Here is a 13,294-nt window from a genome sequence, read left to right on the forward strand (position 1 = left end):
GAAGGTCGAAGGCATTCCGAAAATGGGATGCCTTCGATGATGAATAAGGGAGGTAGGCCATGAATTCGAGAAGCAGGTATGTATGGGCATATATCATGATTGCACCTACCTTGCTCGGAACGGTCTTATTTTGGAGCTGGCCGGCCTTCTATTCGATCTATCTGAGCTTTCTGAAATCCGAGAATTTCGGGATGGTCAACCACTGGGTCGGCTTGGCAAACTATGAGAAGCTGTTCAAGGACAAAGAGTTTTGGAAAAACCTCGGAAACACGCTGTATTACATGGTCCTGTTCGTGCCGCTCACGCTCGTGTTTTCCACGTTCTTCGCCGTGCTGCTCAACGCGAAGATCCGCGGATTATCCGCGTACCGGGTCATCTTCTTCCTGCCGCAGGTGACGATGCCCGCGGCGGCGGCCATGGTGTGGGTCGTGCTGTTCGCCCGCGACTACGGCTTCATTAACTATTTGCTCGGCACGCACGTGGCCTGGATCTCCGATACGAGGTTCGCGATGTTCGCGCTCGTCATCGTGGGGGTATGGGGCGCGATCGGGCTTAACATGCTGCTCATTCTAGCCGGCTTGCAGGGGATACCGAAAGCGCTGTACGAAGCGGCCTCGATCGACGGCGCCGTTCGGTTCCGCAAGTTCCGCTATATCACCCTGCCGCTCTTGACGCCGACGTTGTTTTTCACGACCATCGTGCTCATGATCGGCGCCACGCAAGTATTCGATTCGATCTATCTGCTGATCGGCAAAACGAACGTCGCGCTGCCCGAGGTGCGTTCCCTCGTGTACGCCTATTATCAGAACTCCTTCGTCTATTACGATCAAAATTACGGCGCGGCCATCGTCGACATGCTGCTCGTGATCAACTTGATTTTGACGGGCCTGCAATTTGCGTTCCAGAAAAAATGGGTGACCTACGACTGAGGGGGAAGAGCATGGAGAATCGCCGGCAAGCCGTCGAGCGCAATTACAATTGGATCATCCACGTGGTGCTGATCGCGGCATCCGTCGTCATGATCATCCCCTTCGGCTGGATGATTCTGACTTCGTTCAAAACCGTGACGGAAGCGACGCAAATTCCGGTCAAGATCTTTCCGTCCCATCCGGATTTCGGCAGCTACGCGAAAGCGTTCGAGAAAACGGACTTTAAGCATTACTACTTGAACACGGCCTTCACGGCCCTGATGAAGACGGTATTCCCCGTCCTGTTCAGCTCGATGGCCGCATACGCGTTCGCGCGAATCCGATTCCCGGGCAGGACCTTGCTGTTTTTCGTCATTATTTCCGTCATGATGGTGCCGAATCCGGTCTTCTATACGCCGCAATACCTGCTGATGAGCAAATGGGGCTTGGTCAATTCGGTGACGGCCCTATGGATCTGCGCGCTGGTCAGTCCGTTCGCCACGTTCATGCTGCGGCAATTTTTCCTCGGCATCTCCAAAGAGCTGGAGGAAGCCGCGATCCTGGACGGATGCAATCCGTTTCAGACGTTCCGCTATATCATGCTGCCGTTGGTGAAATCCGCCTTGGTCGCGATCGTCATCATTCAGCTGCTGTGGTCCTGGAACGAATTGCAGTGGCCGCTGATCATCAACAGCTCGCCCGATAAGCTCACGCTGTCATCCGGGCTGGCCACGCTCGTGTCGATGTTCAGCACGAATTACCCGATCTTGATGGCCGGGGCGTTAATGGCCGTCATTCCGATGATCATCCTGTTCTTTATCTTTCAGAAGAAGTTCATCGAAGGCGTGGCGTTCAGCGCGCATAAAGGATGATCGCCCGCGTCATTGCACGCGCCTCAATACGCTAAGCCTAACCTCTCAATCGGCTTGGCGTTTTTTTTAACGCGCAATTAAAGCGGTTACAAGAGAGTCAACGAGGAGGATATCGATGTATCCATTATCGTCAACCCCCACGAGGAAGGCTTCCTTTCACGTTTTTCTCGTGCTGTGCGTGCTCATGAGCACGTTGTATGCGAATCCCTCCGGCAGGGCGCACGCAAGCTCCGAGCCAACGCGCGTGCCATCCGTTCCGTATCCGAGCCCTGCGCCGGATAGCGCGCTGGCCAAGCATGATCTGACTGCCGCGCCAAGCCCGCTCGACAATCCGCTCAATGGCTTCGCGCCGTTCTATCCGTGGGAGGCAGAGACTTCGTTCCCCCACAGCCTGGAGTGGTATTATGTTCCGCTCAAAGCAGTCATGAACGGCCCTGATTCGTATACGTTCGCCGCGGGCTTGGAGCCGGCATTGAACGCCATCGCGGCGAGAGGCAATCAGGCCGCGATCCGGGTGTACCTGGAATATCCGGGCAAGGAGGATGCCATGCCGGATTTCATTCGCCAAAGCGGCGTTGAAATGCGGCACAACGATACCTTCGACCAAGACGAGCCGGATTACGACGATCCGTTGATGGTGACGTATCTGACCAACTTCATCAAAGCGTTCGGCGCGGCGTACGACGGAGATCCGCGCATCGGATTCATCCATATGGGCCTCGTCGGATTATGGGGCGAGTGGCATACGTATCCCTACGACACGGATACCAGCGCGGACAGTTATCCGAATTACATGCCGAATGCGGACACGATCAACGCGATATTCGGCGCATACGACACCGCGTTCAACGCGACGAAGCTTGAAGTCCGCTATCCGGACTTGCCTAACGCGGGCGATTACGGCATCGGTTATCATGACGACTCGTTCGGCTTCAAGGAAGGCGATCCGCTGCAAAGCGTGACGCAGCCGGAAAGCATGGGCGGGGCCTATTATTCGTTCATGACCCGGATGCTGGATGCCGGCTCGGAGAATCAATGGATCACGCAGTCCGTCGGCGGGGAAGTGCGTCCGGAGATTCAGGGCAGCTTCTTCAGCGGCGGCGCGAACGTCGACGATGCCATGGACGATATCGAGCTGACGCATGCGACCTGGATGATCAACCAAGGCGGCATCGGCAATTATCGGGCCGACGATGCGGCCGTAGCCGCGGGCGTGAGAAAGATGGGCTACGATCTGAACGTGAAGAACGCCTATTATAATAACGTCGCGCAAGGCGAGCCGCTCAAGGTCGGCGTCTCTATTCAGAATAACGGCGTCGCTCCCTTCGCTTACCCTTGGCAGGTAGAGCTCGGCGTGAAGAACGCTTCGGGTAAGCTCGTGAAGCAATGGGATACCGCATGGGACCTGACGAAGGTGATGCCTTCGCAGATCCGGACGTATCCGGAGTGGAACGTTCCCGGCGATCCGAAGTACGTCCCGTTCGGCGAACCTTATTATTTCGACGCGACGATTGCCGCGCCGGGATTGAATGACGGATATTATTATGTCGTGATGAAGGTCGTCAATCCGTTAGAGGCCATTAGCAGCAAGGCTAAGCAAGTCGGGTTCGCGAATACGGATCAGGACGCGGCAGGCTGGCTGAATCTGGGACCGGTACGGATCGGGGATTGCGCTTCGCCGTGTTCGCCGCCTCCGGATTCTCCGCCTGCGCCGCCGAAGCGCCTGCTCGTGGACAATTATGACGGGACGCCGGCATGGTCCGGCAGCACGACGAACGATCTGAATCAGTGGACCGGTTCAACGAATTTCGCCAATGGCAATGGCGCAGGCGTTGTCCAAGACGGCGCGCTCACACTGCAGTACCAGAATATGTCGCGGATGGAAACGAACATCGGACGAAATCTATCCGATACGGGCAAACTGGTGCTTCGGGTGAAAGGGGCCGCCGGCGGCGAAGAGAGCCAGGTCAGCTTAACGATCGGCGGCGTAACGAAAACGATCGGCCAATTCAGCGGAGACACGATCACGACCGAATATAAAGACATCGTGATCGACCTGCCCGCGCAAGGCGTGGATCTGTCGCAGACGATCTGGAGCCTCGCGATCGCGCAAGCGTCCTGGGGAACGACGGGAACGATCGTGATCGATGAAATCTACTTTACGGATAAGGCGGCATCCGATCCGGACACGGGCACGCCGCCGGTAACGGAACCGGAGACGCCGGGACTCATCGAGAATTTCGAATCCTACGCCGATGATGCCGCGCTCGGTCAAGCATGGACGGAGGCGTGGTCCGACAAGCCGGGATCGGTGACAAGGGCGCTCGGCCAAGCAAGCGGAAGCAAGGGCTTGAAGCTTTCGGCCGCGATCGCCGACTCGGAGTGGTCGAACATCGTTCACGCCATCCCATCGGACCGTAGAGACTGGTCCCGTTTCGACGGAATAAGCTTCTGGGTGGACAATACGACGAGCGACAACAAGGATTTCAGCTTGAACGTCGCGCTGGAGACGCCCGCGGCCAACGGGGAGTTCGGCTTGAAAGAAGGCGGGTCGGCGTTGACGCTCGCCGCCGACGGAAGCTGGCGCCCCGCGGCGTTCAATGGCGGCTCGCTTGCCATTCCCGCAGGCTTCCGAGGCGTCGTAAGAGTGCCTTGGGATCAATTCGTTCAATCCGCATGGCAGTGCGGCGGCGTTCAGGCCGAATGCGCAGCCGCATTGGATCCGAGCGAAGTCGACGGGCTGCAGTTCGGCTATCCGCCGGCGGGTTACGTGCATAACGTCGTCACGATCGACGACATCGTGCTCTACCGCGCGGATAAAGTGCTGGACGATTTCGAATCGTATGCGGACGATGCCGCTTTGCAGAGCGTCTGGCGCATCGATTGGGAGTCCGGCGAACCGTCCGCGCGCCGGACGATCGACGACGCCGACTATTCGAACGGCAGTCAAGCGATGAAGTTCTCGGTATCTCCGCCTCCGAACGGATCCGCTTCGGATTGGGTCAATATCAAGCGCGCGGCGTTTACGGGGACGGATACCGATTGGTCCGCGTTCGACGGACTTACCTTCTGGGTCAACAACGCGTCGCCAAGCGGCAAAACGATGGATCTGAACGTGGCGCTTGTTACGGACGCGCCCAAGGGCGAGTTCTCGTTAAAACAAGGCGAAGCCGTGCAGTTCTACGCGGCCGCCGACGGTTGGAAGTCAACCGCCCTAGGCGGAGGCTCCCTGTCGATCGCCGCCGGCTACCGAGGCATGGTCAGAATTCCGTGGGGCGCATTCGCCCAATCGGCCTGGCAGGCGTGCGATGCCTGCGACGCCGAGTTCGACAAAAGCAAGGTGCTTCAAATTCAATTCGGGTTCGGCCCGAAAAACCAATCGGACAATGTCCTCAGCATCGACCAGGTCGGCATCTACGCCTTGACCGGCAGGACGAGCGGACCCGGGGGAGGACCGACGGAAGAACCGGTCGAACATCCGAGCCCGCCGGCATGGGCAGGGGAAGCCGGGACGCATGCGCTGGCTTACCAGCCTGCGCCGGTAGATAATCCGCTCAAGGGCTTTCTTCCTTTCTACGATGCCTCGGAGGAAGCTTATTTCAACGACGGCGACGATTGGCGGGATCGGCCGTCCCAGCTGCCGTACAGCATGGAGTTTTTCTACCTGCCACTCAATATGCTGATGAACAATCTGGACGACTTCGATTGGACCGAACTGGACAAACGGCTTGCGGCAGTGGCCGCGAGAGGCAATCAGGCCGTATTCCGGGTGTACCTGGATTATCCGAACAAGCCGTCGGGCATACCGCGGTTTCTGATCGACGAAGGGCTGAAGACGTACGATTACGAGGAATACGACAACGGCAAGGATGCGACGAGCGTAGCGCCGGATTATAATGACGAGCGATTGCTTGGCGCGTTGGATAATTTCATCGGCGCGTTAGGCTCGCGTTACGACGGCGACCCCCGCATTGGTTCCGTCATGATCGGATTAATCGGGTTCTGGGGCGAATGGCACACGTATCCCTACGACGGGAACTTGAAGTCGCCTAACCTGATGCCGACCGACGCCAATCTGAAACGCGTGCTGACCGATATGGATGACGCGTTCGACAAGACGCAGCTCGTCTTGCGTTATCCAATGGACAACGGCACGCTTCAGACCAAGAACTTCGACGTCGGCTATCATGACGATTCCTTCGCTTTCCAGACGCTCCCGCCAAGCTTGGGCGGACAAAGCTGGCATTTCTGGGGGAGAGTTCATGACGCGGGGGTCACGGATTTCTGGAAGCGGAACAGCATGGGCGGAGAGATGAGACCGGAGATTCAAGTGAAGATGTGGAACAACGATCCGCCCATATACGATGAGCCGTCGTCGCCGATCGAAGGCGCGCAAGGCGAGGATTACTATACCAGCCTCGATCTCACCCATGCCTCCTGGCTGATCGCGCAGGGCGTATTCCAAACTCCGCTGGCTGCCGAGCCGTTGGCAAGGGCAACCGAAGGTTCGCGAAGCATGGGCTATGAATATTATGCGCCCGCCGCCTACCTGGACGGAGCCGACGGGAATTTGAAGGTTGGCGTGGAGCTGGAGAACAGAGGCGTCGCGCCGTTCTACGCCGACTGGAAGGTCGAGCTGGCCGCCCAATCGGGAGAAGGCATCGTAAAAATCTGGGAGCCGGACTGGGATCTGAGCGGCATTCTTCCGAATACGAACGGATTCGACGGCAACCGGTTGTTCGAATCGACCGCCAATCCGGCACTAAGCAACGGAAGCTATCAAATCCTCATGCGCTATGTCAATCCGTTGGAGGAAGTCAATAGCGATGCCAAGGTATTCCGCTTTGCGAATGCCGAGCAGCATAACGGCGGATGGTTGAACCTGGGCAGCGTGGACGTATCGGGCAGCGCGGCTCAAGCCCCGGTAAGGGTCGCGGGTTTATCGGCGAGTACGGCGGACCGGCTGCAGCTGGCTCCGGGTGCAACGGCTCGGATCGATGTCTCCGTCGCGCCGGCTTCAGCCGACAACAAGCGGATCGTGTGGACTTCGGCAGATGCTAAAGTCGCCTATGTCTCCGCAGCGGGCTTGGTCACGGCCGTCGGCGCCGGTCAAACCGACATTACGGCGAAGTCCTCCGACGGCAACATGGAGAAAACGTTTCATGTCATCGTTACGTCCGGAACCGATTCGAACCCCTCCGCCGGAGGGGGCGCGGCAACGCCGCAAGAACCGGCGCTGGAACCGACGGACGACGGTGTAATGCTGGGGCAGGACGCGGTCAAGACCGTTCGAACGACGAACGGGGATGGCGTAGCCGAGACTGTGGCAGCCATTGATTCGAAGAAGCTCCGGGAAGCCTTTCATGCAATCTCGCATGCAACGGGCTTGACTTCGGTTACGATCGCGTTGAAAAATGACGGCGGCAGCGCGAGGGTGAACATCCCGTCGTCTGCATTCGCGGACGTAGTGAAGCAGATGCCGGGCGCGTTCGTCATGATACGGACGGATTTCGGCAGCTACAAGATTCCGGTCAACGCTTTAGGCCTGGACGCTTTGGCGAAGAAGCTTGGCGTAGGCTTGGAGGAGATGACGATCAGCATCGCGATCGAGAGAATCTCGGGCCAGGAGGCCAATCAAATCGCCGTGCAAGCAAGCCGCGACGGGTTGACGCTGCTTAGTCCTTCGCTGGATTACAGCATCCATGCGCTGGCAAACGATCAGTCGATCGAGATCACCGATTTCGGCAGCGCTTATCTCGAAAGATCGATGCTCCTATCCGGATCGATAGATTCGACCCAAGCGACCGCGCTCGTATTCGACCCGGACACGGAGACATTCCGGTTTGTTCCGGCCGTGTTTCAAGCCGATGGCGACCATACGGAAGCCTTGATCAAGCGCAACGGGAATAGCATTTATACCGTGGCTTCGGGCAGCAGGACGTTTGCCGACATCGACGGCCATTGGGCCAAGCCGGAGATTGAACTGCTGGCTTCCAAGCGAATCGTAAACGGGGAAGCGCTCCGTCGTTTCTCGCCTGACGAGTCCATTACGCGCGCGGAATTCACGGCGCTGCTCGTTCGTTCCCTCGGTCTGCAAGCTGCTGCCAAGGCTGCAAGCTTCAGCGACGTAACCGAGGGAGATTGGTTCGCGGAACCGATCAACGAAGCGGTTCGCGCGGGGATCGCGAGTGGCTTCCAAGATGGTTCATTCCGACCGAATGAACGCCTTACCCGCGAACAAATGGCCGTGATGCTGTCCGCTGCCCTGAAGTACGCGGGCCAATCCGTCCGGGTGCAGGATCAGGTAGACGCCATGCTCGGGAAATACGCGGATAACGGAAGCATTGCTTCTTGGGCGAAACCTTCGATGGCCGAATTGGTTGCCGCTCGCATCATCCGCGGGAAATCGGAGACGGCGATCGCGCCCGCAGCGGACGCAAGTCGGGCCGAAGCCGCCGTCATGATCACGCGGTTGTTGAAGTTCGTGCATTTTATGAATTAAAGGCGGTTTGGAGTACGGGAGCACATGACGTTCGAAATCATGTGCTCTCTTTCTATCCTTTGCCGATAGCGCGGTCATTCCTCAATGCCAATACTGCTTGCGGAACCGAAGCGGAGACAAGCCGATGCCGCGCTTGAAGCAGGCGGAGAAATAGGGGGCGTAACGGAACCCGACTTCCCCGGCGATGCGGTCGATCGACCAATCCGTGGAGATGAGCAGCCGCTTTGCCCGTTCCAGCCGAAAGTCGTGCAAATAATGAATCGGCGTGCGGCCGTACCTCGACTTCATGCAGCGGACGATATGATTGGGGTGAAAATGAAGCGCCGCCGCCAACGATTCGTTCGTGATGTCCGACCGATAATTCTGCTGAAGGTAAGCCGCCGCCCGTTCCGCAAGCCGGGACGAAGGCGATTCCGCTGCATCCGCTCCGCCCGTCATCAGCATCGCCAACAGACCGGCCAACAGATGCTGCTCTTCCCAGAACGAATCGCCGGCCGGGAGCGCCAACAGCTGCCGTACCAATCCGAATGCGGATTCGGGATCGGACAGACGGGCATGCTTGCGGATGCGCAGCGCATGGGGATTGCCGAACGGCCGCGACGCGTAGTCCAGCCCCGCGTTTGGCGCCGAAGAGACGTCCGCCGGCCGGTTCGCATGCTCGAAATGAACCCAATAGAAGGACGTTTCCCGCTCGCAAGCCTTGACCGAATAATGCTCTCCGTTCGGAAGCAGCAGCATCGTATCGCCTTCCGTCAAGGCCCATTGCTGCCCGTTCTCCCCGATATGCAGCTCTCCCTTCGCTATGATCAGCAGGTCGTAGATGCCCAGGTTTCTTCGATTGGGGTGCTGCTCGCCGATGCGAAAGTCGGATCGGCCCGCGCCCAAATAATAGGGAAGCGGGGGCGTGAGCAGCTCGATGATCGCTTCATGGTTCACGGGATCCGCAGCTCCTGTCTGTGTCGGAATTTATAGAAAAAAGTTCAATTCGATTCTATTTCGGCCGCTGCGAAAAGCATATACTTGAAGCTGATAAGAGTCAATTTCTATTGTTTTCGAGGAGGATCTCAGATGAAGCAGCAGGTTCGGATTCAAGACGAATTCTGGAACGACTACGCGGAGCTCGTCCGCCAAACCGTGATCCCTTACCAATGGGAAGCGCTGAATGACCGTATCGAAGGGGCGGCGCCCAGCTTCGCGATCCGGAATTTCCGCATCGCGGCCGGGCTGGAGGAGGGAGAATTCGGAGGCCTGGTGTTCCAGGACAGCGATCTGGCCAAATGGCTGGAGGCGGTCGGGCATTCCCTCCGTCGCCATCCGGATCCCGAATTGGAGCGGATCGCCGACGGGGCGATCGATCTGATCGGACAAGCGCAATTCGAAGACGGTTACCTGAATACGTACTTTACGATCAAGGAGCCCGGCAAGCAATGGACGAATCTGCACGACGCGCACGAGCTCTATTGCGCCGGCCACTTCATCGAAGCCGCCGTCGCGTATGCCGAAGCGACCGGCAAGCGAAAGCTGCTGGAGATCGTCTGCCGGTTCGTCGACTTGATCGATCGCCGCTTCGGAACGGAGCCGGGCCAGATCCGCGGGTACTGCGGGCACCAGGAGATCGAGCTGGCGCTGGTCAAATTGTTCGCTCTGACGGGAGAAGAACGTTACCTGAACCTCAGCCGGTACTTCATCGATGAACGGGGCAGCAAGCCGAACTATTTCGTCGATGAATGGGAACGCCGCGGACGGACGAGCCACTGGGTGCAGGGCATCGCGTCGGCGCCGAATCTGGAGTACAACCAAAGCCACCTGCCCGTTCGCGAGCAATCCGTCGCCGCCGGCCATTCCGTGCGGGCCGTCTACATGTACGCGGCGATGGCCGACTTGGCGCGCCTGACGGGGGACGCCGGGCTGCGCGAAGCGTGCGAACGGTTATGGGCGAATGCGACCGGCAAGCAGATGTACATTACCGGCGGCATCGGTTCGACGCATCTCGGAGAAGCGTTCTCGTTCGATTACGATCTCCCGAACGACACGGTGTACGCGGAGACGTGCGCTTCGATCGGCTTGATCTTCTGGGCGCGACGGATGCTTCGGCTCGAAGCGAAGAGCGATTACGCCGACGTCATGGAGCGCGCGCTGTACAACAACGTGCTCGGGAGCATGTCCAAGGACGGGAAGCATTTCTTCTACGTGAATCCGCTCGAGGTATGGCCGGAGGCGAGCGCCAAGAATCCGGACCGGCACCACGTGAAGCCGGCGCGCCAGAAATGGTTCGGCTGCTCCTGCTGCCCGCCCAACGTAGCGCGGCTGCTCAGCTCGCTGAGCGATTACATTTACGACGTGTCCGAGGACGGCAGAACGCTTTATACGCATCTGTTCATTGGCAGCGAAGCCTCGTTCGAGCTCGATGGCCGCCGGGTGAACCTGCGCCAGCGGTCCGGCTTGCCGTGGGACGGGCGGGTCGCGTTCGAGGTGTCGCTGCCGGAGGGGGGAGAGAGCGCCGCGTTCGAGCTCGCGCTGCGCGTGCCCGGGTGGTTCCAGAGCGCCGCGCCGGCAATGCACGTTAACGGGCAACCGCAAACCTTCCGCATGGACAACGGATACGCGAAAGTGGAGCGCAATTGGGCGGAAGGCGATAAGCTGGAGTGGCTGCTGCCGCTGGAGACGAAGCTGGTCGCCGCCCATCCGCTCATCCGGGCAGATGCCGGCAAAGCCGCCATCCAGCGCGGCCCGCTCGTCTATTGCCTCGAGGAAGCGGATAACGCCGCTCCGCTGTCCTCGCTTTCGTTGGCAGTGGATCCGAAGCTGTCGGAGCGGCTCGGCGACGGGCTGCTGGACGGCTGCATCGTGGTGGAAGGGGAAGGACTCGCGGCGGACGAGACTGCCTGGCCGGAGGAGGGGTTGCCGTATCGGCCGCTGCGAAAGCTAGACAAGCCCGTGCGATTCAAGGCGATTCCTTATTTCCTGTGGGGCAACCGCGAACCGGGCGAGATGAGTGTCTGGCTGCGCGTCTGAGGGCAGCATCGGCGGGAAATTACCCGTTAGGCGGAATTGAAATACCTTAAATAAGGCTGTCGGCCCAAGGGTCGGCAGCCCTTGCTATTCGACCTGGCTGACCTGGCCGCTCCATAGTCGGGCGACATCGATGGCAAACTGTCATCGGCCATGCAACGGCAATCGGATGAGATACGTCGTACCCGCGCCCTCCTTGCTTTGTACCTCGACGTGCCCGTTCATTCCGCGTATGATGCTGAAAATAACCATCGTCCCCAGACCGGTGCCTTTATCCTTCGTCGAATAATAGGGCGAGCCGAGCCGCTTGAGCTGCTCCGCGTTCATTCCTACTCCAGTATCGCGAATCGTGATCGTTACCGTCCGCGCATGCTCGTCCGTCACGTAATTCAGGGCCAGCTTCCCCCCGTCGGGCATGGCCTCGATCGCATTCTTGCCGATATTGATCATGGCTTGCTTGAATTTCGACTTGTTGCCGCGAACGGCAGCGGGCGCAGCGAAATCGGTTTCGATTTCGACGTTTTGCAGGTTTGCGTAGGAACTTAGCAGTTGACATGCTTTTAGCAGCTCCACCTCCAAAAAAATAGGTTCAAGTTTCTCGTTTTGAGGTTTGGCCAGCGATAAATAATCGGAAATAATGGACTCCGCGCGATCGAGCTCTTCCAAGGTAATGACGGAAAATTCTTGCCGTTTGCGGTCGCTGAGCTTGGGGTCGGACAGCAATTGGATAAAGCCTCTGACAGCGGTCAACGGATTGCGAACCTCATGCGCGACGGACGCGGCGATCTCGCTCACGACTTTCATCTTCTCCGATTTGATCATCTCTTCTTGCATTCGCATCTGATTGCGAATGGTTTCGATCATAAACACGCATAAGGCCGCCATGATGCATTGCACGAGAATGATAGGCAGACTGGGCAAGAAAGTAGCGGCAAAGAAATTTTCGCGTCCTTCGAGCAGGAGATATAGATTCACGACGGTCACGCGCAAAAATAAACAGACGCCGAAGACCATGAGCATCCGTTTTTTGGCATTGGCCCCCGCAAAAGCCCGAAAGGATGCGAGCACGAGCGCGGCCGTCGGCAGCAGAGCCATCGTATAATGCCATAGATCGATGCCGCCCAAAATCAGCCGGTAGGCGATAAGGCTTCCGAACAAAAGCGAAGCGGTATAGATGCCGCCGTAAAAGGAGCCTAGAATAAGCGGAATTCCCCTCAGGTCCAGCACCGATTGGAACATTGCGACCGGGAAGGTCATCGTGATGATTAACGGAACAAGAAATAGCAAGAACAGAAGAATCGGATTTTTATATTTGAAAACAAGGCGATAAAAAATCAAGGGCAGAAAAATAATCAACGCATTGAGGATCAAGTCTGAATGAAAGTGCATTCGGCTGGGTTCCCTTCATTAGGATTACGCTCTTCTTTCTAGAAAAGTAGACAATCTCCTTTATTTCGCCATTGTTCTTCTTTAACTTCCAAAATGCGGCTTCCCGCAACAATATACGCGGGTGCCTTCAGCATAACACGCCAGTAAACCGCGCGCATCGCGCGGTTTTTTTGTTTTGGCGGAACGAGTTGTTCTAGACAGAGTATCGTAATTAAAAAACTACCTTGACAGTCAAAGTAATATGTCTTATGATGTTGATGTGGAGGTGAGGAGATGAGCGAGAACAAAATCACATCCGATCTGCTGCGCGGACATACGGATACCATGATTTTACGGCTATTGTCCGAAGCGGACCGCTACGGCTACGAGATCGTCAAGCTGATCGCGGATCGATCGGGCGGCGAGTACGAGTTGAAGGAAGCCACGATGTACTCCAGCGTCAGACGGCTGGAGACGGACGGCGATATCGAATGGTATTGGGGCGACGAATCGCAGGGCGGACGGCGCAAGTATTTCCGGATTACCGAGAAGGGCAAGGATATTTACGCCCGCAACAAAAGCAACTGGGCTTATGCACAGCGCGTGTTAGAAAATTTATTATGAGGAGATGC

7 protein-coding genes are annotated in these 13,294 nt (G+C 57.7%); 5 read left to right on the forward strand and 2 right to left on the reverse strand.

What is annotated here, in order from left to right:
- Positions 1-59 precede the first annotated feature (59 nt).
- The 3 genes from GT019_RS25545 (at position 60) to GT019_RS25555 (ending at position 8,282) form a co-directional block, all read left to right on the forward strand.
- Positions 60-929, forward strand: a complete 870-nt coding sequence (locus tag GT019_RS25545; protein WP_161746271.1) for a carbohydrate ABC transporter permease — start codon at positions 60-62, stop codon at positions 927-929.
- 11 nt (positions 930-940) lie between these two features.
- Positions 941-1,780 carry a carbohydrate ABC transporter permease gene (locus GT019_RS25550; RefSeq protein ID WP_161746272.1) on the forward strand — a complete coding sequence of 280 codons (840 nt, stop codon included), beginning with the start codon at positions 941-943 and terminating at the stop codon, positions 1,778-1,780.
- 115 nt (positions 1,781-1,895) lie between these two features.
- A complete protein-coding gene (locus tag GT019_RS25555) occupies positions 1,896-8,282 on the forward strand; it encodes an S-layer homology domain-containing protein (RefSeq protein ID WP_161746273.1) in 6,387 nt (2,128 codons plus the stop codon).
- A gap of 81 nt (positions 8,283-8,363) precedes the next feature.
- Here the strand turns inward: GT019_RS25555 and GT019_RS25560 are convergent, their stop codons facing one another.
- Positions 8,364-9,218, reverse strand: a complete 855-nt coding sequence (locus tag GT019_RS25560) for a helix-turn-helix transcriptional regulator (protein ID WP_161746274.1) — start codon at positions 9,216-9,218, stop codon at positions 8,364-8,366.
- A 132-nt stretch (positions 9,219-9,350) separates the two neighbouring features.
- On the opposite strand from GT019_RS25560, the gene GT019_RS25565 reads away from it, so the two are divergent.
- Positions 9,351-11,297 carry a glycoside hydrolase family 127 protein gene (locus GT019_RS25565; RefSeq protein ID WP_161746275.1) on the forward strand — a complete coding sequence of 649 codons (1,947 nt, stop codon included), beginning with the start codon at positions 9,351-9,353 and terminating at the stop codon, positions 11,295-11,297.
- A gap of 141 nt (positions 11,298-11,438) precedes the next feature.
- On the opposite strand, the gene GT019_RS25570 is transcribed toward GT019_RS25565, so the two are convergent.
- Positions 11,439-12,683, reverse strand: a complete 1,245-nt coding sequence (locus GT019_RS25570) for an ATP-binding protein (RefSeq protein ID WP_161746276.1) — start codon at positions 12,681-12,683, stop codon at positions 11,439-11,441.
- A gap of 273 nt (positions 12,684-12,956) precedes the next feature.
- Here GT019_RS25570 and GT019_RS25575 point away from each other — a divergent pair, with 273 nt between their 5' ends.
- A complete protein-coding gene (locus GT019_RS25575; protein WP_161746277.1) occupies positions 12,957-13,286 on the forward strand; it encodes a PadR family transcriptional regulator in 330 nt (109 codons plus the stop codon).
- Positions 13,287-13,294 lie beyond the last annotated feature (8 nt).

The organism is Paenibacillus glycinis, assembly GCF_009909185.1.
Lineage (GTDB): Bacteria > Bacillota > Bacilli > Paenibacillales > Paenibacillaceae > Paenibacillus_Z > Paenibacillus_Z glycinis.